Genomic DNA, 21,686 nt, shown 5'->3' on the forward strand with positions numbered 1-21,686 from the left:
TCCCACGGTGCGCCGCCCCGCCGCCGCGAAGGCGATCGCGCAATCGGCCGCGCCCGACAAGTCGTCGGCCACGATCAGCAGTCCCGAGGCCCTCATCGCGCGCCCTCGCCGGCCGTGCCGCCATCCTGGCTCGCCGCGCCGGACTTGCCGCCCACGCGCCTGGCCACCGAGGCGGTCAGGATCGGCGAGACGATCGCGGTCACCACCACGCAGGCCGCCACCAACAGCGTGGCGGTCCTGGCCGCCTCGGTGTACACCGGGTTGGCCGCGGCGATCAGCGCCGGCACCGCCGCCGCGTTGCCCGCGGTATTGGCCGCCGCCACGCCGGCCACGCCGGTGCCGCCGGTGAGCCGGTCGGCGAAAAACAGCGGCACGCCCGTCACGATCACCACCGCCACGCCCAGCACGATGCCCAGCAGGCCGGCCTGCCAGACCTTGTGCAGGTCGAGGCCGGCGCCCAGCGCCAGGGCGAAGAACGGGATCATCACCGGCACCGCGCGGCCGAGGAAGGCGCGCATCTCGCGATCGAGGTTGCCGAGCAGCATGCCGATCGCCAGCGGCAGGATGCTGCCCACCAGAGTCGGCCAGGGAAACGCCGAGAGGCCGGCCACGCCCAGCGTCACCATGGTCAGGAACGGGCCCGACTCGAGCGACATGATGGTGTAGGCGCCGACGTCCTCCGAGCGGCCGTACTGGCCCATCAGGGCCATGTAGAGGCCGCCGTTGGTGTCGTTCATGGCGGCCACCACGGCCAGCGTGGAAATGCCCGCGAACAGGCCCGACGAGACCGGCTGCTCGCCGAGGAAGTGGCCGAGCACCACGCCCGCCACGATCGCGGTGCCGACCTTGGTGACGAACAGCGCGCCGCCCTTGCGCAGCAGGTAGGGCGTGGCCTTCACGTCGATGCTCGCGCCCATGCAGACGTAGAACACCGCGAGAATCGGCAGCGAGCCGGTGAACAGCGCATTGGTGAACGAGCCGAAGAACTTCGGCATGTCCGGCAGGAAGGTGGCGATCAGCGAGCCGATCAGCAAGGGGACGATCATCATCCCGCCGGGCACGCGCTCCACGGCGCGCTTGATGTGAATCTGGGCCATCCCTGTCTCCGCTGGCAGTTTTGTTTGAATCGATCATAATTTGATCGATTCGATCAGGTCGGAGTGTAACGGCTGCCTCAATTTGTCGCAATCTCGGGTTCACACGGGAATACCCTGATCGAATCGATCAAAAAACAGCGCCAGAGTGCGCAAATCGATCAAGCGGCGCGCGTGCCGGTCCGGCCCCGCCGGGCAAGCGGCGCCGGCGGCGGCTCCGCTACACTGGCGCTCGCCATCGCCACACCACACAGGAGCTTCATGAAAGTCGAGAAACGCCGCGAGGCGATGCTCAAGGCCGTGCTGTCCGGCATGAACGACGTGGCCGCGCTCTGCGAGCATTTCGGCATGTCCGAGGCCACCGTGCGCCGGGACCTGCGCGCGCTGGCCGACGAAGGCCGCATCCTGCGCACCTACGGCGGCGCCGCCTCGGTGGGCGCGCACGAGCCCGAGGAATCGCTCGACACACGGCGCGAGAGCTTTCGCGAGCAGAAGGCGGCGATCGCGCGCGCGGCCGCGCGGCACGTGCAGGACGGCGACACGATCTTCCTCGACGGCGGCACCACCACCGCGGCGCTGGCGCGCTGCCTGGCCGGGCGCCGCGACATCCACGTGGTGACCAACAACCTGCTGGCGCTGGCCACGCTGGCCGCGGCGGAACTGCGCGTGACCCTGATCGGCGGCGACGTGCGGCCCTCGAGCATGAGCACGCTCGGACCGATCGCGCAGTTGGCGCTGTCGCGCGTGAGCTTCGACAAGGCCTTCCTCGGCGCCGACGGCGTGGTGGCCGGCCGCGGCCTGTGCGAGGCCTCGGCCGAGCAGGCCTTCCTGAAGGAATGCATCGCCGCGCAGGCGGCCCAGGTGCTGGTGCTGGTGACCTCGAACAAGCTCGAGCGCGCCAGCCAGCAGCACTGGACGCCGCTGGCGCGCCGCTGGACCCTGCTCACCGACGCGCAGGCCGACCCGGCCCTGCTCGCGCGTTTCGCGCAGCACGAGGAGGTGACGGTGGAATGCGCGGCGCGGGAAGCGTGAAGCGGTAGCGCCGAGCCCCGGCGCCCGGCGCGTTCAGGCCGGCAGGCACAAACGCGCGAAGCGCGCGAGCAAGGCGAATGCCTCGGGCGTGGATGCCAGGCGCACTTGCGGCGGCAAGGCATCGGCGCCGTGCGCGCCCGGCTGCGCGCGCAGGATCGCGAGGTACTGCTCGATCGCCGGCAGCGGGAATTCAGGGTGGAACTGCACGCCCCAGCAGGCCTGCCCATGGCGGAACGCCTGGCAGGGATCGGTGTCGCTGGCGGCCAGCAGGCGCGCGCCCGGCGGCAGCCGATGCACGGACTGGTAATGCACCACCTGCGCGTCGAAGCGCGCGGGCAGCGCCGCGAACAGCGGATCACCCGCCGCCTCGGCGCGCTGCCCGATCGACACCGTGCCGATCTCGAAGCGCCGGTCGCGGCGATCGCCCACCTCGCCGCCGAGCGCCTGGGCCAGCAGCTGATGCCCGTAGCAGATCCCCAGCATCGGCGTGACGCCCCGCGCCGCGCAATCGGCCAGCCAATGCCCGAGCCGTTCGCTCCAGGGCTCCCGCGCCGTCACCATCGCATGCGAGCCGGTCAGCACGATGCCGGCGTAGTCGTCCGCATCCGGCAAGGCAGCCGCGCCGCGCGCGTCGAAGCGCTCGATCGCGAGGCCGGGCAGCGGGCTCGCGGCGAGGCCCGCCTCGATCCAGTCGACGAAATCGCCGTGGGCCGCGCTAATCGAGGCGAAGGTCTCGCCGGTGATGACGATCAGGATCGGTTTGTTCATCGAGGGAAGTCGGCAGGGAATCGGCAGAGAATCCGCAGTGAATCGGGTGCGCCGATTGTACGCAGCCGGGCGCCGGCCGATAATACGCGCGACCGAGCAAGGACCTGTTCCCCGTGAGCACAAATCAGATTCCGCCGCTGATGGACGAGATGGCGACCTTCGTCAAGGTCGCGGAAGCCGGCAGCTTCTCCGAGGCCGCGCGCCGGCTCGGCTCGACGCCCTCGGCGGTGAGCCGCTCGATCGCGCGGCTGGAGCGTGCGCTCGGCATGCGGCTGATCCTGCGCAGCACGCGCAAGCTGCGGCTCAGCGACGAGGGCCTGGAGGTGTTGCGCCATGCCGGCGAGCTGGTGGCCGCCGCGAAGGCGGTGATGTCGCTGGCCGAACGCCGCTCGGCCGAGCCGGCCGGCACGATCCGGATCAGCGCGCCGCGCGCGCTGGGCCGCTTCCTGATCCACCCCAACATTCCCGATTTCCTGGCGGCGCATCCCGCCGTCGACGTGGTGCTGAAGCTCGACGACCGCCAGCTCGATCCGGTCGACGACCAGGTCGACATCGTGTTTCGGATCACCGACGATCCGCCGCCGGGCCTGGTCGGCAGGAAGCTGATGCGCATCGAGCACGTGGTATGCGCGACGCCGGCCTACCTGGCGCGGCACGGCCGGCCCGCGCATCCGCGCGAGCTGGCCGCGCACGGCTGCATCACGCTCAGCGAGGACCCGGTCGACACGCGCTGGCGCTTCGAGCGAGGGGGAGGCACGGTGGCGGTCGACGTGCTCGGCCGGTATGTCGCCAATCATTCCGGCGTGCGGCTGGAGGCGGTGCTGGCCGATCTCGGCATCGGCGGCGTGCCGCGCTTCGTGGCGGCCGCCGCGCTAGAGGACGGCCGCGTCGAGCAGGTCCTGCCGGATTGGCTGTTCAAGACCAACTACTACGGCGATGCCTGGGCGTTCTGCTCGCCGAGCCGCCATACCGCGCCCAAGATCCGCAGCTTCCTCGCCTTCATCGCCGGGCGCATCGGGCAGCCCGGCTAGCTTGCGGCGACCACGATCACGCGCACGGCATGGCCCATGCGCTCGTCATAGTGCGCGGCCAGCACCGCCTGCGCGTCGCCGCGGGTGCGGGCATGCACCTGGTACAGCGCGGAGGCGACCTCGGCGAGCCGCAGCGTCTCGGCGCCGGCGACGATCACCAGGATGCCCGATGCCGCGTGAAGCGCGATGTCGCCGAGCTCGTCCACCGCGTCCGTCGCCGCATCAAGGATGCGCTCCGGGCCCGATGCCAGCCCGCTGCCCAGCGAGGCGCGTCCCGCGCCGTGGAACGCCGAGCGCAAGTCCAGGAATTCGCTGCCGGCCGGCATGGCCGAGGCGCTCGCGCGCGTCGGCCGCTCGCCGACCGCGGCGCGGTAGGCGCGCACGATGCAGTCGAGCAGCGTCAGGTGGGGATAGTCGGGCATCACGACGATGGCGTCGACCTCGGCGGCCAGGCTCGCCGTCGCGTCCTGAAGCGCGGCGCGATCGGGAAGCGGGGGATGCATCACCAGCGCAACGATGCGGGCCCCGCTCGCCCGCGCGGCGGCACCGGCCGTTTCGGCCAGATCGAGGGCACCGGGCTCGCCCGCGGCAATGAACAGGAAAGCCAGGTCGGACGAGGCCGAATCGCCTGACGGTGGCGCGGCGGCGAGTTCGCGCGCGCCCTTGCGCTGCCACCCCGCGCCCTCGCGCTCCAGCCGTTCCAGGCCGCGCGAATTCATGCGACGTTGCAGTGCGCGCGCGATAGCCGAACCGATCCGGCCGACGCCGACGAGCTCGATTGGCTCAGCACCGGCATGCTCGTGCCCCCCGCTCGACATGGGCGTCGCGAACAAGGCGCGGCATGACGGGTTGTCCGTGCTCTCGCTGCATGATGACATCGTGATTTTTCCTCGGCAGGCCTGGAAGCGGCCATGGATGTGCTGCCGGCCCGCGCTCTCTTCACGGCCCTTGCCTGACCGATCACGGCGCGCAAGCCCCTGATACCGAGCCCTGGTCGCTTTTCCCGATGCCGATCTGCAGCATATGATGACAACGCTCGCACAGTAGATCACCCCCAAAATTGCGTCAAGATAATTTGACCGACGAATTTTGACAATTAATTGCATGACATGCAATCATCAAGACAGGACATGAGCACTGAACCGAAATCCGCGGAAACCAACCGTTCCGGTATCGACGCGAAACTCATCGCGGAGCGAGTGAGAAACCTGTTTGATAGCAAGGGGATTGCGAAGCGCCGCCACGCGGCGACGATCGGCGAGTATCTGCACCTCAGCCCGTCGCAGGCGCATCGCAAGATCAAGGGCGACAGCCCCTGGACCCTCGCCCAGATCCGGGAAATCGCTTCCGCCTTCGGCGTGGCGCCCGCGGAGCTGCTGCAGGAAGCCGACGACGAGGAGAACCTCAACTACCTGGGCCAGCGCTGCATCCTGGCCATCGGCAACGACGAGTTGCCCTGCCTCGCGCAGATCGGCGCGGAAATCGTCGCCGACGCCTCGCCGCCCTTGTTCGTCGCGCTATGGATCGGCGATCACTGGCGTGTGTATCGCGCCCCGCACGCGCCGGCGGGGAAGAAGTACTTCGTCGAGAAGATCGAGATCGACGGCCGCCAATCGACGCCCGACAAACCGCTCATCGCGATCCTGGACGACAACGGCGACGCCGCCAACGAGCTCGCGCGCGCCCTGCAGAAGCGGAATTTCTCGGCGATCCCCTTTCACTCCAGCAGCGCCCTGCTCGCCGCCATGGACACGACCACCTTCGGCGGCTTCGTGCTCGACTGGATGCTCGAAACCGAGACGGCCAGGAACTGCATCGAGGAGATCCGGATCAAGCGGGGCATCACCGCCCCGATCGTGATCCTGACCGCCTACATGGGCCACGCCGAGCATGCCAATTCGATTGCCGAGATGATGACCACCTACAAGATCATCGGCCCCTACGAGAAGCCGGCGCGCGCGCCGGTCATCGCGGCGGCGCTCGAGCCACATTACCAGCGCTAGCCTCATGACGGTCCGACTCACACCAGGCAGGCCGGCCATGCGGCGCCGCGATCTCCTGCAGCGAATCGCCAGGGCGGGCATGTTCGGCGCCCTGGTTTTCTCCTGCCGGTCCGGCTTCGCCGATATCGTCCCCCTCGAGCTCACCGTGTCGGGCAACATCGATGCCCATACCGATGCCGGACGGACCCTCTACCGTTTCGATCGCGCCGCGCTCGAAGCCTTGCCCCAGTACGAGATGACGACGTCGACACCGTGGACCCCGGCCTGGACATTCCGCGGCCCGCGTCTCGAAGACATCCTGGCGCGGGTGCAATCCCGGGGTTCGCGCATCGACATCGTGGCCTACGACGGTTATGTGCTCCACGACGTGCAGGTCAGCGACGTCAAGTCCTTCCATCCCCTGCTGGCCTACATGGCGAACCATGCCTACCTGCGGCTGCGCGACCTCGGTCCGCTGTTCCTGGTCTATTCCCGCGACGACGACCGCGAGATCCTGAAAGCGGCCGACTACACCACGCGCGAGATCCGGCAGATCAAGGCGATCGTCGTCAAATGATCGATTTCTCCATCCGCCGGAATGCCTCGAAGCTGAAGTACTTCACCTTCGCGCTGGTGATGATTCTCGCCCTCTGGTTGATCTTCCTGGTCAGCATCACGCGCCAGCAGTCGATCTACCAACTGGTCGGCCCGAACGACAATCCCTACTGGAACGCCGCGCAATTTCGCACCGCCGCCGACGACTTCCAGGCATCCATGTTTCGTTACGCGCTGAATACCGAACACGACACGCGGAAGCTGAAATTCGATTACGAAATCCTGGTCTCGAAGTATTTCATCATCTCGCAGCATTCGGATTCGACCTATTTCGCCTATCAGCAGCCGCTGTACGCGACGACCATCGAAAAACTGAGGGAATCGTTCGCGCGCATGGACGCCTTGATGGACCGGTTTCCCCAGGGAGGGCCCGCCGTCACGCAATCGATACTGGATGAGCTGGGCCATGTCGCCTTGTCCTACGACCAGTTCGTCAAGGCGATCGGCGCCGCCGATATCAAGCGCCGCGATGCCGTGCTGAAGAATGCGCTGCGGGACCGGGAAATCCTGCTCTACAGCAACATCGGCGTGTCGCTGCTCTACCTGATGGCGCTGCTCATGTTTGCCCGCTCGGCGCGTAACTTCGAAAAAGCCTATGAAACGGCGCGCCAGGTGGCGCATACCAAGCAGGTGTTCCTGGGCGCCATCAATCACGAATTGCGCAACCCGCTGCAGACCATCGTGTCCGCGACCGAGAACATCTCGCATTCGCCGCTGGACAGGGAAGCCATGCTGGCCGTGCTGAACATCGATCGCGCGGTCAAGCACATCGAAACGCACATGCGCGACCTGACCGATTTCCTCAAGCTCGATACCAACAAGATCAGCCTCGATATCGAGGAGATCGACCTGGCCGAGATCGTCTCGCGCGCCGCCAGGAAATTCGACGCGAGGGCAGCGGAGAAAGGGCTTCGGCTCGTCGCGACCCAGGAAACGAGCGCCACCTCGTTCATCTCGGACGAGCAGCGGGTGCAGCAGATCGTCGACAACCTGGTCGAGAATTCGATCAAGTACTCGAATCACGGCCTCGTCGAGATACGCTACGGCATCGATGGCCGGGCGCAGGATTTTCCGGTCCACGTCGAGATCAGCGACGAAGGCATCGGCATGGACAAGGAGAAGATCCGTTTCCTGTTCTCGCCGTTCTTCCAGCATCAATTCCCCGGCAACCAGGCGATGCCGGGCTACGGCATGGGCCTGGCCGTGGTCCGCGGCCTGGTGCAGGTGCTGGGCGGAAAGATTGCCGTGGAAAGCGAGCCCGGGAAAGGCACGGCCTTCCGGGTCCTGCTGCCCTACGAATCAGGGCCGCCCGACAGGCGCCTGGCCGAACCCGGCTCGAAGTGAGGCGGCGAGGCCCTCACCGGGGCTGGTTGGCCACCAAGTCGCGGATGCCGGCCAGGTCGGCATCGGCCTCGTGCACGGCCAGCACGTTCGGCCCGACATCCAGCACTTCGTAGCCCAGGGACAGCAGGGACGATTCGATCTGCGCGAAATCGGATTTGATTTTCTCGATGAACAGCACCGGGCGCGACGACTCGAGCGTTCCGATCGCGCCTTTGATCACCTCCTGCTCCATCCCTTCCACGTCGATCTTCACGAGATCGACGTGGTCCTGGCGCAGCGAGTCGATCCGGACCAGGGGCACGTCATAACCGCGCTCGTAATCCGGGGCTTGCCCGATATCCTCGTTGGAATCCGCTTTCCTGAGCTCCAGGCTCCCGAAGCTCGATTTCTTCTGGTAGTCGACATGGGGCACCTTCAGGACGCCGTCTTCCGCGCCCACCGCCACATTCCTCGCATCGACGTTGAAGCAGTTGTTGATGGCGATATTCCCGCACAGCGCGTAGTAGATCGCCTTCTGGGCCTCGATGGCGACGACGCTCCCGGTTTCCGACAATTCCCGCGCCAGTTCGATGGTGTGCACCCCGATATTCGCGCCGCAGTCGATCGCGACGATTTTTCTTTTCCCGTTCAATTGCCGTTTCTTCAAGCGGAGGATCGACACCAGCAGATCGATATCGGACTTGTAGAAACCGCCGGTCTCCAGCAGGTTGAACCCGACGCCGTAGGTGCCGTATTGCTCGCTCTGGTTTTCGTCGTTGCGATTGACGATCAGGGTGCCATGAACGGTGGATGCCACGATGTACGAGATTTTCATATGGATTCCGGAAAAATAATCCTGCCCGCACCAGGCATCTTCATGAGCACAAGCAAAACAGGGGAATGGTTTTCAAAATTCGAAATCGGGAAAATGAACAAAAACATCGATATTTTCATTGCGAAATTCGCCCGATTGCGTCCTTATCGATTAATGTCGAACTCTAACATCGGCCGACTCCCGTCATCAATGACGGCGCGCGCCGCCTGGCCAGGCGATGCGGCCCTGCCAGGCGCCGTCCCGCCGCCGAGGCGCCTGCCAGGACGGGGCTTTCGCCACCGACTGCCGGCCGGGCCGGGGCGGGCGGCGCGATCGCGTGCCGAAGGCCGGCGAGCATTTCGCATCGGCATGACTCGACTTGCGATTCCGTCATAATTTCGTCGTATCATGCTCCCCTATTTCGCGTTGCACACATGAAGAGGTGATAGATGCTCAAGTCCGACAATGGCGCAGCACCGGACGCAGATTTCCTGGCACGAATCGAAGGATTGGAGGAAGCGGTCCGCAGACTCGATGGATCGATCGAGGCGCGCATCGAGGATTTCATCAAGCATCGCCGATTCATCCCGAGCTTCGAGGTGCTCGATACAGACCCATCGCGCCAGTTCATGGCATCCTCGACCTGCACCGCGGCCGACCTGCTCCATCCCGAGTACCGGCGCATCTGCGCGAACCTCGGCCTTCAGCCGCGCTTCCATCGCAAGACCTGGGAATGGATCTACGTCGTGCACAAGATCGACCAGGCCGGCATGCTGGCACCCGGCCGGCGCGCCCTGAGCTTCGGTGTGGGCCAGGAACGTCTTCCCGCCTACTTCGCCAGCCGCGGCGTAGCCGTGGTCGCAACCGACGCGCCGCCCGAGATCGGCGAAAGTGCCGGCTGGACGACGTCCGCCGAACACAGCAGCTCGCTCGAGCAACTGCGCTATCCCGACGTGGTCGCGAACGAGGTCTTCGATCGTCTCGTCACGCACCAGTTCTGCGACATGACGGCGATCGATCCCGCCTTGAACGGCTTCGATTTCACATGGTCGTCATGCTGTTTCGAGCATCTGGGCTCACTCGAAGCAGGAATGCAGTTCGTCATCGACAGCGTGGAGAAGTCGCTCAAGGGCGGCGGCGTCGCCTGCCACACGACCGAGCTCAATCTCTCATCGAATACCGAGACGCTATCGACCGGCCCGACGGTGATCTATCGGAAACGCGACATGCTCGAACTGATCGAACGGCTTCGTGACCTGGGGCATACCGTCGAGCCCTTCGTTGTCGCGCCGGATTCGCATTTCCTCGACTTCCATGTGGACATGCCGCCCTACGCGTCGGAACCGCATCTCAAGCTGCGGCTAGCCCAATACGTGACCACGTCGTGCGGCCTGGTCGTTCGCAAGAAGGACGATTGATCGTTGCCGCGATGTCGAGGCCGTCGAGGCCTCGTCTCCCGCACCTGTCGCAATCCGGCCCGACGAGGAAACAAGCGCACGAATTCGGCCCCGAGCATAATCGTCCCGTCAGCGCCGGCCTGGTAGGCCCAGCATCGAGTGCGACCGCACGCGCAACGCGTCGAATACCCGGTCGTGCTCGATGACGTTCGAGACATCGTACTGGTGCAAGTGTCGACCGACAGGACGTCATCGCACTGCACGCTCGAGCTCCGACTCCGAATGCCGGCCGGGATGTTCGCAGCTGCCGGCGGCCATCGCCACCGGCAGCGTCTCCAGCACGTCGAGCAGCGGCTCGCCGGCACACCAGGGCATGCTGTCCAATTGCGTGACGCCGCCCTCGACCGTGACGCGCGTGGCGTCCACCAGGAGCTCGAAGTCGCAAATGCAGGCGGATATGGGCTCGTCTATCGGCAAGTCGGAACTGAACTAGCTTCCAACCTGGTTCTCCAGCACGCCGACGCCCTCGATCTCGATACGGATCAGGTCGCCGGACTGCAGGAACCTCGGCGGGTCGAAGCCGATACCCACACCGGCCGGCGTGCCGGTCGCGATCACATCACCCGGTTGCAGTTCGATACCGGCGGAAATCGTTTCGATCAAGGTCGGGATATCGAAAATGAGCTGCCGCGTATTGGCTTGCTGACGCAGTTCGCCGTTCACCCAGCAGGTCACGCCCAGGTTCCGGCCATCCACCTCGTCGGCCGTGACTAGATACGGCCCCATCGGGCAGAAGCCGTCGAGCGCCTTGCCGATGAACCATTGGCGGTGCAGTTTCTGCAGATCGCGCGCGGTGACGTCGTTGATCACGGTGTATCCGAACACGTGCTTCATCGCGTCGGCCTTACGAATGCCTGCGCCTGCCCTGCCGATTACCACGCCCAGCTCGGCTTCGTAATCAAGCTGGTTCGTCACGCCGGCGTGACGCGGGATCGGCGCGCCTGGTCCGATGACGGTCGAGGGCGGCTTCGTGAAGATGACGGGCGCTTCGGGCGCGTGCTCGCCGTCCTTGGCGCTAGAGTCGAAACCGGAGCGCTGGAACTCCGCTGCATGCTCGTGATAGTTCTTGCCGACGCAGAAGATATTGCGGTGCAGCCGATCCAGCGGGGCCACGATCCGCGCCGGATCCAGCGGCCTTCCCGACGAGGCCGGGGACAAGCGCGCCTCGAGTTCGGCGAACTGGCGCACCACCTGCTCCAGGCCTCCCACGAAACCGGGTATCAGTTCCGATACCGGCCAGTAGTCTGCTTCGTTGGGCGATACGAGCGATGCCGTCGGCACACCGTTCGTCACAACGTTTGCGAATCGCATGATTGAATGTCTCCTAGTGCTGGAACGGCGTTCGATGCAACAGCATGCAGGCATGCCCAGGATCATCGACGCATCGCGTCGCGACGGCCGGCCCGAAGCCCGTGTTTCGTGCCGGGCTCGCCCCGCCACGCCATCACGCCTTCGGCGCGTATTGCATCTCGCCATTGCCGAACGACCAGTCCTCGCGCGCGACATCGACCAGGCTGATCCAGACGTCCTCCTTGCGCACGCCGACCTTGGCGTGGATGCCATCCGCGATGGCACGATAAAACGCCTTCTTGACCTCGACGGTGCGCCCGGCATTCCAGGTCACCTGGATGAACACGATGCCCGGGGTGTAATCTACGCCGAGATAACCTTCGGCCGGATAAACGAGCTCGTCCGGCGCGTGGCGCGAAATGATCTGGAACTTGTCGTGCTCCGGCACGTTGGCGATATTGACCATCGCCTCATACACCGTCTCGCTCACGGCGGCGACGACTTCGGGCGATGCGGACTTCGACAGATCGATACGGATGAGGGGCATTTCATTCTCCTGGTGTGAGGCGGCAAGCCTCGTGAGGTCATCGCGCCCGGCAAACAGGGGACTGGCGCAAAACGATGCCTAAGCGTAGGCTGGCGCTTACATTTCCTCAAGCGAATGATATTCATGGAAAACATGACGGTACGGAATAATGATCGATGAGCTGAAGTCCTTCGTCACGGTCGTCGACGCAGCCTCCCTGACCCGCGCCGCCGACGTCCTGTGCGTGTCGCAATCGACGATCTCCAAGCGCATCCAGCGTCTCGAGGAATTGATGGGCGGCGTGCTGTTCGATCGCAATGCCAAGCCACCGCTACCGACGGCACTGGCCAAGCGCGTCTACGAACAGGCGGTGCCGGTCTTGTGCGCACTTGAGCAGTTGCAGGACATCGCCCACGAGGATTCGCCGCCGTCGGGGACCTTGCGCTTCGGCCTGCCCCAGGCCGTCACGGACATCGTGCTGTTCGACGCGGTGACCGGCATGAAGCGCCGATTTCCCGAACTCGAGGTGCAGTTGCTCACCGACAGCAGCCCCAGGTTGCAGGAGCGGGTGGACGACGGATCGCTCGATGTCGCGATGCTGATACTGCCCTCGGGGGCGGCGTTGCCGGCCGGCCTGGCGGGCAACCGGGTCGCCCGCTTCGACGTGAAAGTCGTGCAGAGCGCGGACCAGCCGCTGGTCGCGCGCAGGACCGACATGCGTGCGCTGGCCGCCCATGGATGGATCCTCAATCCGGATGGTTGCGGTTATCGCGCGGCGCTGGAACGCGCCATGACGGACAAGGGACAAGCCGTCAGGCTGAGCATCGATACCTACGGCACCGACATGCAACTGCGACTGGTGGCCAGCGGCCTAGGCCTCGGCCTGGTGCCGATCGACGTGCTGCGGGCCAGCAAATGGCATCGCAAGCTGAGCGTGGTGGAAGTCAGCGATTTTGCCCTGGCAATCGACCTCTGGCTGGTCCATCCACGCTATCTGGGGAATCTCCGGCAGGCCGTCGAGGTGCTGCGCGAATCGATCGTGGCGTCGTTCGATGGGCAGTCGGCGCGCGGTGCGAAAGGCGCCGCGTCGAGGTGAGGAGCGCCCTGCCGGTCCGAACACGAGACGTGATCGAATCGGCGAACAACAACGGCCCGAACAACTGGCATCCCCAATCGAGCCGCCGCACCGTGGACGTCGCGCGCGCAGCCGACCGCGAGCGACACACGCTCGGGCAGCATCGTGCGTGACGAAAAACGCGGCCGGGACATCGAGCTGGTTGGCGATGTGACGCGCGCTGGATGAATGGAAGCTGCTCATGACATGCGTTCCATGCTCGGCTGTATCGCCTCACTCAATAGAGACTGAACGCCTCGATCTCTCCCACGTCGGCCGGTATCTCGACGTCACGCGCCCGCTCCAGCATGAGATTCAACAGCCTCGCACGCTCCGCATCGAGCACTTCCGTGCCATCGGTCCCTTCGCGCTCGCTGCCCGCCTCTTTCGTGCTGCTCAGCTTCCGCAATGCCTCGTAATGCTCGTGATTCCTGTACTTTGCACGAAAGCTCTCTTCGGTATGAAGCTGGACCTCGAAATCCCTGCAATCCCGGGTCCGCAGTTTGATGTTGATGCCTCGATATGTCCCGTCACCATACACGAAGGCATTGCGCACCCGCATCACCTTCAGGTCGTGCTTGGCGAAACTGTCGAGCAAACGAAGCGCCGAGGCCGTAAACGTCTTCGCGTCAAGTTTCACCGTATAACGCAGCGCATCGTGCACCTGCCGTGCCGCTTCATCGAGCGGCAGTCCGTTCTCGCGCTGAATCAGCGTGATCTTGCGCGCGATCGACGCTGGCTTCTTGAGCAGGGACGAACGCCAGTACTTGCTATCGGCCCAATCACCACCAACGGCTTTCACCAGCGTCTCGATCCTGGGAGTCTGCTCCTTCTCCAACAGACCTGCCGACTTCGACATCTCCCACGCTTTCGACATCGCCGGCCCCTGGTTCGCCACGCCGCTCGATGTGGCCGGCTTCGGGCTCGCACGCTTCGGCCGCTCGACCTCGCGGCTCCAATCGTCGATCTCCAGCCAACCTTCCGGCCGCGGCATGGCCTTTGCCTTTTCGAGCGTGCCCTCGAGCAGGTGCGCACGTTCGCCATGCTGCCCCGCGAGTTCGAGCGCATGCGATCGCTTGTATTGCTCGTGGTTGGCCTCCTTCAAGTCGAAGCTTTCCTGCGTATGGAACTGGATCTCGACAAGCTTCCGCTCCTCCTCGCCCCGCTCGTTCGGTACGCGCAACTCACCGGTGACGGATACCGCGTTGAACGCTTCCGCCGGTTTCCTGAAGTGATTGACGACCTTCACCCGCGACATCCCGCTCCTGGCCAGTTCCTCGATCGCCTGGGCATACGACTTCCCGAACCCGGCGGCATCGAACACGACTGAATATCGGACGGCGTCGTTCACGCCGCCGCTCGCCTCGCCGAGTGACATCCCCCGCACGCCGATGAAACGCTTGAGTTTCTCCCGCAGCGAGCCGACCGATTTGAGTCGGTGATCCATGTTCTGCAGGCTGGCGCCCTCGATCTTGCCGATCACGCCCTGCATCAAGGGTGTCGCCACTTGCTCGACGCGCTCGGCTGCGGCTCGGATGCGTTTTGCTTCCCGGTCGATCTCCGCCTGCGTCGCGGTTTGCGCGATGCGATCCTGCGGCGTCAGCGATTTCGCCAACAGGCCGAAGCGCTGCTGCTGCTCGATCGACGTCTCCATCACGGCCGCGGCCATCGACGGCATGTTTCGCAACTGCTCCAGGGCGGCATCGGCATCAAAGCGATCGTCGCGCAACAGTCGCGCCGTCTGCTTGCCATACGGCACGTTCCTGACACGTTCGTCGTATTGCTTCTCGACGCGCTCGAACAACGCCATCACCGACATGAAGGTCTCCGTCCCGGTGTTCGACTTGAGTGCATCGGTGCCGACCTTGACTGCCAACGTCAGCAGGTTGCGCGCCGTCAGTTCGGTCTCGCCCTTCACGTAGCCGGGCCGGCCTTCCGGGAACGTCGAGGCCAGCAGGCGGCACACTGGATAGTGATCGAGGATGGCCTCGATGCAGTCGACCGGCGTTTGCGCCCTGCCGTAACGCTCCGCCAGCTCGGGAAACCGTGCCTGCAGCTTCTCGCCAAGCGCCGCCGGCGGCTTTGCGTCGTCGTTGGCGAGCTTGCGTCGCCAGCCCTCGACGGCGTCGTGCAAGCGTTGCGCGACTTCCTTCGCGACCGGGTGATGCGCATGATCGACGGCGCGTCGCGCCGCTTCGAGCTGCGGGTCGATTCTGGCGAGGTCGGGTACGTCATCCGCGATCAATTCGCGCAAGGCATTGCGCAGCTCGCGCTCGGTACCCTCGTAGGTACCGAACATCCAATCTTCCGCGATCTTCTCGCGCAGCGCGTCGGGCTGCGCCATGAAGCGGGTGGCCGCCATGCTCGCCTTGCCCACCAGCGCATCACCCTGTTGCGCATCGATGATGTTGCGCGCGCGCCCGGCGTGATAGCGACGCTCCGCGTCATAGGCCGTCTGCGCGGTCTTCTGCGGTTTGAAGGAGCGCTGCTCTCCCTTGCGACGGGCGCGGTCCGCGACGACTCTCGTGATGAGCTCGGTAAGCTTCGGATAGCCGGCGAAAACGTAGGCATCGTCCCCATCGGTATCCATGTCGCGCTTGCGCAGCTCGCGGATCGGCACCGCGCCCAGTTCGCCCGGCAACAGCAGGTCCTTCACGCGCAAGCTTCCCGTAGTCGTCATCGAAACTGCCGATCGAGGACGCGCTCTCGATTCCGTCCAGGCCGACAGCGTCTTCATGTCCTCCGTTGAGCACGCCAGGTCGAGGTCCGCATAGGCCTTCGGCCAGGCGCCCTTGGGTGGGATGATCAGCATGCCCTTGCTGTGCAGGATGTCAGCATCGCTTTGTTTCGCGTCGTCGAAGCCTGCATAGCTGTACTGGATCGCGAAGCAGTCGTTCTCGAGAAACTTCGCCGTGAGATCCCCTGTCTTCGTCGTCTTGACGCGCGCCGCCTCGATCGGCAGCAGGTTTTCCTTGTCGTAAGGCGGCTTGCCCAGCAGCACGTCACCGCCCTTCTCGTCGAACGCGCGGCCCTTTTCCCCTGGCAGGTGAAGGTTGTCGTCGGCCGACGGCACCGCTCGAACCTTGCGCCCCTCGTAGCCGCCATTGACCAGCAACCGGTACTGCTGCAGCTTGGTGACGTTCTCGGGCGTGAGCGGCCCGGGCCGGCTCGCATCGAGCACCGGTGGCTTGTCGCTGCCCGTCGCGGTCCTGAAGATCTCGTTCAGCCTGCCCTCGATGAGCCCCCTGGCCTCTTCCACTGCCGCCTCGTCGCGCGGGAAATGCTGCAGTGCCTGGGGCGGCATGTAGCTCGGCTCCTGCTCGAAAGACTCGATCAGCTTGCGCTGCGCCGTGTCCGCCGTATCGGTGCGCGACGCGTTCCACGCATTGATAAGCCTCGCCACGGCGGGAATCTGCATCGCGGCCTCGTAGCGCAGGAATCCGCAGCCATCGTTCGGGCACAACGCGATGTCCTCGCCGGAGGCTGGATCCACGGGCTTGAATGGATGCTCGGGACCCGGCACGTCGGGAAACCAGCCGATCCTCAGCGTGCCTTCCACCGCGTGATCGACGGGCACCGTCTCCAGCAGCGAGCGCTGGATGCGCGACCAATCCTCCCGCTGCGGCCCGAGCTTCGAGACCAGCTTCATGAACGGGCTGGTCGGCGCGCTATCGGAGTAGCGGATCGCGGGCAGACGTCCGTAGCCGCGCTTGGATCCGGCCAGGATCGCTTGCGGCCGCATGCTCGGCACCTTCAGGTGGCTGCCGCCGAACATGTCGAAGCGCCACTGCTCGCCGTGGTGGGTGATCGTTCGCGCCAGCATGAAGGGGCTCAACGGACCGGGCAGCTTCACCTCGGTGACCGGCTGGCCGGTCAGGCGCGAATAGAACGAATATTGCGGCCCGCCATCGGCTTCGTCGCTCTTCAGCGTGTTCCCCCTCATGTCGATGAGCGTGTAGCGGGGCGCGCCTTCTCCTTCCTGAACCGCGCGCAGCATGCCGGGTGTCGTTTTCATGCCGGCCTGCAATTGATCGAGGTCGAGCGGGATCGGCTTGCTATTCGCCGTCAACAGCGTTTCCGCGCTACGCATGCGAGCATCGAGCGCGTCGAAGATGTCGTCGCCCACCTCGATCTGCGCGATGAGGTTCCAGCTCATTTCCTGCAGGTCGGAGGTGACCGTGTCGCGCGTGCGATCGAGCAGGTGCTCGATCCAGCCCCCCAGCTCGGCGCGCCGCTCCAGCACCTCGGTGCGTGGCGAGTCGACCCAGCGCGTCTTCCACAGGCTTCGCATGATCGAGAACGACTTCAATAGATGAACGAAGCTCAGCGCGGGACGACGCGTATCGAATTGCTCCGTCGACTGGCCGGCGCCGGGTTCGGGATCCGCCTCTTCCAGCAACATGCCGAGCTTGCGGTCGGCGATCGGCTGCAGTCGATTCATCAGCTTCAAGGCGGCCTCGCGGTGCCGCACGAGATCGGGGCTTCGCAGCACCGGCACGAGGCCCATGCAGAGCGTGCCCAGCGATTCGAGATTCTCGCCGCGCAGTCCGTCCGCATCGATCAAGGCGTGAAGTCGCGCCAGGGCGGTCGGCACGAGCGGCTTCATCGCCTTTTGCATGCGAGCCGAGCCGAGCGCCTTGAAGATGATGCCGATATGCCTGGATGACGCCGTGCCGAGCAGTTCGCCCTTGTACGTGTCGAGATGGGCCGCGAGCGTGTGCAGGCGCGACTGCGAAAGCGCCTGCAGGTCGTCGGCGCTGTCGGCCTCCACCGAATGCAGGCGGGAGATCGCGTTCGCGAGCTGCGCGATCGACACCATGTTGAACTCCGGCCATTGCCGCCCGCCCTCAAAAATGGACTCGACGATGGCCTGGAGCGCGGCAACGCAGGCCGGCTCGCGCGGCCACCTGCTCAGCGCATTGGCCAGTGTGGCGAGCGAGCGAGCCCCGAACTTCGCCGGATCGACGAGCGCTTCCCGGCGATCGACCAGCGTCTGCGCGAGCGCGCGCCCCGCCCCGACGCATCGTTCATCCTCGGGCCATTGGCTGAGGGCGGCGAGCGTATTGGCAAGCCCCTGATCGTTGAACTCGGCGCGCAGCCCATCGTCCTCGCTGATGCGCTTCGCCAATGCTCCGGCCACGCTCAGGCTGGCCGGCTCGGCACGCCAATTCGACAAGGCGTTGAGCGTATTGCTGATGTCCTCGCTGTTCATCGCCCCGAGCAGGGATTCGTCCTGCGCCAGCCGCTTCGCCAACTCTCGCGCCGCGTCCGCGCTGCCAGGCAGTTCCGGCATCTTGCCCAGGACGTTCAAGGTTCCGCTCATCTGGTGGACGGCAAACGCCTCGCGCAAGCTTTTTTCATCGACGATGCGAGCGGTCAACGCGGCGGCCAGCTCCGCGCATGTTTCGTCCTCCGGCCACTTGCCGAGCGCGGCGAGGATACCTGCGATTTCCCGAACGCCGAATTGCTTGAGTGCCTGCTTGTTGCCGAGCAGACGGCGCGCAATATCGCGAGCGCCAGCGACGTGCTCCGGTGCGTCCGGCTGCCGTGCCATCGCCGACAGGGCATTGACGGAATCGAGCGAATACCCGACCAGTTCCCCCTCGTTGCCCAGGCGCTCGACCAGCGTCAGCGCCGCATTGCGGCACACCGCGTCCTGCGGCCAGTGGCCGAGCGCGTTGGCCACCAGGCTGACATGGCCGCCCGCGAGGCGACGCGCCGGCTCGCCATTCGGCACGAGCACGCTCGCCAGGGTCCGCGCGGCCGGGACGCTGCTCGCTTCCTTCGCCCACATCCGCAATGCATTGAGCGCCTGCACGGCCTCCTGCTCGTTGAACGAGCTCACGAGGAGCGGATCGTTCGCAATACGCTTCATCAACGCGAGCGCCGCGTTTTTGCAATTGGGGGCTTCCGACCATTTCGCCAATGCGGCCAGTACATTGCTGACTTCCTGCTCATTGAATCCGGCCTGCAACTCGGAGCGAGAAGCGATCTGCTTCGCCAGCGTGTTCGCGACATTCCAGCAAGGTTTTGCCTCCGGCCACTTCGACAAGGCGTTCAACACGTTCGCGAGGGACTGCTCCTGCAGCCCCCTGGCCAGTTCCGGTTCGCCCTCGAGACGCGCCACGAGCGCCTGCACCACCTTGATGCAAGACGTGATCTGTGGCCATTTGCTGACCACATTGAGCACGCTCGCGAGTTCCTGCGCGTTCAAGCTGTTGCGCAATTCGCGATCGCTCTCCAGGCGCATGATCAAATGCCGGTGCGCGCCCTGCGAGTCGGCCCCGAGCCCGCCCCGCACCAGGGCGTTCAGCGCATTGCTGACGCCCTGCGCCGTCATGGCCTTGCGCATTGGCTCGTCATCGCCGACGCGCGCCGCGATCTTTTCGGTTGCCATGCGGCAGGCCTCGTCTTCCGGCCATTTGGCGAGCGCGCCGAGTACGTTGCTCACGCCGTGCGCGTCCAGGGACTTCACCAGCAGCGGCTCGGCCTGGATCTTAGCGGCCAGGACCTGCGCCACCCGGCTGCAGTTCGGATCATTCGCGCACCGCGAAAACGCGTTGAGAAACATGCTCAGGCTCTGCCCGCTCAAACCATGCAGGCTCTTCGTATTGTCGAGCAGCCGCTTCGCGACGCCCGACAGCGCCATTTCACGCGGCTCGCCGGGTAGCTTCGAAAACGCGTTGAGCAGCAGCGCCGTTACCTTCGGGTCGGTAAAATTCGCCGTACTCTCTTCGTCAGTCACTTCGTGGGCAATCCATTCGATCGCGCCGAGCGCGGCCGGGACGCGCTCGAACTTGCTGAGCCGGTTCGCCAGGTGGCCGAGGTGATAGTCGGACCCGCCGCTCAACCATTCCGCCTTGACCAGGTAGTGCGCCACGTCCTCGATGCGCGACTCGATCTCGAGGTCCGGCACGGGTCGATTCCGCGCGGCCGGCCGGCGCGGCATGAAGGTGTCGAGCAAGGCCAGGTATTGCCCAAGCCAAAACAGCGAGATGTCGGGCTTGTCCTTGCGATCCAGGAATGCCAGCGCACGCGGATACTTTTCTTTTCGCACAAGCATGTTGTCGGTTGCGAGCGCGAGCACGGCCTCGCGTGAGTGTTCGATACCGGCTTGCAGGTAGTGTCGTTGAGACTCGCGCTGGGAGATCAAGGTCCGCACATCACGGGGATCGATAGGCCGGTAGTCGATCACGTCGCGCGACGGCCCGTTCGTGGTGAAGTCGTAATCGATCGTGCGCGCCTCCCGATTCGATCCGGCATGGCGCGGCGCACGCAGCGGAAGCGCCTGCGAGGCTGGCGCCCCGAGGGTACCGGTGCCGGTTGCCGCGAGCGGGGACGGCGCCCCGCGCGGGAGCGAAGGGGCTGCCGCATCTCGCGACCGTCGATTGGAGCCCTTGCCACCGGACGCCCTCGGTTTCGATTGAGTCTTCGTCCCCGGCTCGCGGTTCAGCGGGATGTCGGCGGGACGGGGCGATCCTCCCGCTCGCGGGGCAACCGAAGCAGGCGCTTGGTGGATTTCGGGTGGTGTATTCGATGCCATGCTCTGCAATTCGTGCACGGTCAGCCCTACGTGCGCGGCAAGCCATGGCGCCAGGCTGCCTTCGTCTTGCTCCGACGACGCGAGGCCCACGAAGGTGCCATGCAGTTGCCCGTCGTGTTGCGCAAGGTACGACTCCACCATCTTGATGGTCGCGTGGTCGAGCGGCAATCGACTGGTGCCCAGGAGCTCATCCTCGGTCTTGAAGTATCCCTGCACGACACCCGTGCCTCGCGTATAGGTCGTGGGCATGGCGGTGCCTTCGACGCTCGCGGGACTGATCGACGAACGGAAATAAGGAGACGAGGAAGAGGAGGCAGCGGCTTTCGCACCATATATCTGCGCTTCTTGCTCAAGCGACGGATCCCGGTTTACGGCCAAGCCGTCTTCGCGGACGTCGGTCGCCGGTACTTGGTGCCGCATCTGTTGGACCACGTGCCAGGCTTCATGGGGAAGATGTCGATCGGCACCTGGCCCCAGATAGATGTCCGAGCCTTGCGCATATGCCTCGGCGCCGATGAGCGCGGGACGCGGCGAGTTTCGGTGCACCGAAACGTCTCCGAGGTTCATCCCCGATAGCGATTCGGTACTGCCGCGCAGGTCTTCGGGCAAGCCCTCCGTGGGTCCGGAAGCGCTCCGACCGGGAGGCGTCTGCGAGTTCGTCGGTTTGCGGCGGCTACGAGTGAACATCGACTGCCTCCGGGGCATGTGTGTTCAAAGAACCGTCTGGCAGGTCGACCTGCTCGAACCCGTCGATCACGAGTCGTCTAGGCCGACCGTCCATCCGAACAGTACACTTATCTTCGCCCGCAACACCCCGTAAGCGGCAATCTAGGTGCGGAAACAGCCGCATCGAGGCGAAATGGGTGTCGTTGGCGCTGACCTCGCAGACTACTTCGAAAGGATTCTCGACACCTAGACAGTGCCTGCATAAAAATTCGGATACTTGGGATCAGAGTGCCGCGAATCGAGCTGCCACATTGATCCAACTGGCCCGCCCTACACGATTCGAACGTGTGACCTACGGCTTAGAAGGCCGAAGGTTTTTGCATTCCTCGACATGGATCCGCATTGAAATCCTCCACTAAGTCACTGAAAAA

The 21,686-nt window shown here is 65.0% G+C and carries 16 protein-coding genes; 8 read left to right on the plus strand and 8 right to left on the minus strand.

Going from position 1 to position 21,686, the window contains the following annotated elements:
• Positions 1-92: 92 nt before the first annotated feature.
• Positions 93-1,097, minus strand: a complete 1,005-nt coding sequence (locus F3J18_RS12920; protein WP_025100987.1) for a 2-keto-3-deoxygluconate permease — start codon at positions 1,095-1,097, stop codon at positions 93-95.
• A 258-nt stretch (positions 1,098-1,355) separates the two neighbouring features.
• Between F3J18_RS12920 and F3J18_RS12925 the strand changes: the two genes are divergently transcribed.
• Complete coding sequence (locus F3J18_RS12925; RefSeq protein ID WP_025100988.1) at positions 1,356-2,126, plus strand: DeoR/GlpR family DNA-binding transcription regulator; 771 nt, start codon at positions 1,356-1,358, stop codon at positions 2,124-2,126.
• A gap of 33 nt (positions 2,127-2,159) precedes the next feature.
• Here the strand turns inward: F3J18_RS12925 and F3J18_RS12930 are convergent, their stop codons facing one another.
• Positions 2,160-2,894 carry a glutamine amidotransferase gene (locus tag F3J18_RS12930; protein ID WP_166913031.1) on the minus strand — a complete coding sequence of 245 codons (735 nt, stop codon included), beginning with the start codon at positions 2,892-2,894 and terminating at the stop codon, positions 2,160-2,162.
• 113 nt (positions 2,895-3,007) lie between these two features.
• Here F3J18_RS12930 and F3J18_RS12935 point away from each other — a divergent pair, with 113 nt between their 5' ends.
• Positions 3,008-3,925: a LysR family transcriptional regulator gene (locus F3J18_RS12935; protein ID WP_166913032.1), complete on the plus strand. Its 918-nt coding sequence runs from the start codon at positions 3,008-3,010 to the stop codon at positions 3,923-3,925.
• On the opposite strand, the gene F3J18_RS12940 is transcribed toward F3J18_RS12935, so the two are convergent.
• Positions 3,922-5,031 (minus strand): cell division protein FtsZ, encoded by a 1,110-nt coding sequence (locus F3J18_RS12940; protein WP_166913033.1) that lies wholly within the window; start codon positions 5,029-5,031, stop codon positions 3,922-3,924. The two genes, F3J18_RS12935 and F3J18_RS12940, sit on opposite strands and share 4 nt — an antisense overlap.
• A 24-nt stretch (positions 5,032-5,055) precedes the next feature.
• Between F3J18_RS12940 and F3J18_RS12945 the strand changes: the two genes are divergently transcribed.
• The 3 genes from F3J18_RS12945 to F3J18_RS12955 are packed head-to-tail and all read left to right on the plus strand — an operon-like array spanning position 5,056 to position 7,866.
• Positions 5,056-5,928, plus strand: coding sequence for a helix-turn-helix domain-containing protein (locus tag F3J18_RS12945; RefSeq protein WP_025100992.1), 873 nt, complete (start codon positions 5,056-5,058; stop codon positions 5,926-5,928).
• Positions 5,929-5,932: 4 nt separating this feature from the next.
• Positions 5,933-6,484, plus strand: coding sequence for an oxidoreductase (locus F3J18_RS12950; RefSeq protein ID WP_152554506.1), 552 nt, complete (start codon positions 5,933-5,935; stop codon positions 6,482-6,484).
• Complete coding sequence (locus tag F3J18_RS12955; protein ID WP_025100994.1) at positions 6,481-7,866, plus strand: HAMP domain-containing sensor histidine kinase; 1,386 nt, start codon at positions 6,481-6,483, stop codon at positions 7,864-7,866. Before F3J18_RS12950 ends, F3J18_RS12955 begins: the two co-directional genes overlap by 4 nt.
• Before the next feature lie 13 nt (positions 7,867-7,879).
• Here the strand turns inward: F3J18_RS12955 and F3J18_RS12960 are convergent, their stop codons facing one another.
• On the minus strand, positions 7,880-8,680 hold the full coding sequence (locus tag F3J18_RS12960) for an FkbM family methyltransferase (RefSeq protein WP_166913034.1): 801 nt from the start codon (positions 8,678-8,680) through the stop codon (positions 7,880-7,882).
• Between F3J18_RS12960 and F3J18_RS12965 the strand changes: the two genes are divergently transcribed.
• Positions 8,681-9,055 carry a hypothetical protein gene (locus F3J18_RS12965; protein WP_166913035.1) on the plus strand — a complete coding sequence of 125 codons (375 nt, stop codon included), beginning with the start codon at positions 8,681-8,683 and terminating at the stop codon, positions 9,053-9,055.
• A 53-nt stretch (positions 9,056-9,108) separates the two neighbouring features.
• The gene (locus tag F3J18_RS12970; protein ID WP_051598372.1) at positions 9,109-10,077 is read left to right on the plus strand and encodes a hypothetical protein; all 969 of its coding nucleotides are present in this window, start codon (positions 9,109-9,111) and stop codon (positions 10,075-10,077) included.
• A gap of 228 nt (positions 10,078-10,305) precedes the next feature.
• Here the strand turns inward: F3J18_RS12970 and F3J18_RS12975 are convergent, their stop codons facing one another.
• From F3J18_RS12975 to F3J18_RS12985, 3 genes are all read right to left on the minus strand, one after another.
• Entirely contained in the window at positions 10,306-10,482 is a 177-nt protein-coding gene (locus F3J18_RS12975; RefSeq protein ID WP_166913029.1) for a hypothetical protein, read from the minus strand.
• A gap of 63 nt (positions 10,483-10,545) precedes the next feature.
• Complete coding sequence (locus F3J18_RS12980) at positions 10,546-11,427, minus strand: fumarylacetoacetate hydrolase family protein (protein ID WP_025100998.1); 882 nt, start codon at positions 11,425-11,427, stop codon at positions 10,546-10,548.
• Positions 11,428-11,560: 133 nt separating this feature from the next.
• Positions 11,561-11,953: a tautomerase family protein gene (locus F3J18_RS12985; protein WP_166913036.1), complete on the minus strand. Its 393-nt coding sequence runs from the start codon at positions 11,951-11,953 to the stop codon at positions 11,561-11,563.
• Between the two features lie 148 nt (positions 11,954-12,101).
• Here F3J18_RS12985 and F3J18_RS12990 point away from each other — a divergent pair, with 148 nt between their 5' ends.
• Positions 12,102-13,028, plus strand: a complete 927-nt coding sequence (locus F3J18_RS12990; RefSeq protein ID WP_166913037.1) for a LysR family transcriptional regulator — start codon at positions 12,102-12,104, stop codon at positions 13,026-13,028.
• Positions 13,029-13,284: 256 nt separating this feature from the next.
• Here F3J18_RS12990 and xopAD read toward each other — a convergent pair whose 3' ends face one another.
• Positions 13,285-21,198, minus strand: a complete 7,914-nt coding sequence (xopAD, locus tag F3J18_RS12995; protein WP_166913038.1) for a XopAD/skwp family type III secretion system effector — start codon at positions 21,196-21,198, stop codon at positions 13,285-13,287.
• Positions 21,199-21,686: the final 488 nt, after the last annotated feature.

It is taken from the genome of Burkholderia sp. Ax-1720, from assembly GCF_011753035.1.
Lineage (GTDB): Bacteria > Pseudomonadota > Gammaproteobacteria > Burkholderiales > Burkholderiaceae > Burkholderia > Burkholderia gladioli.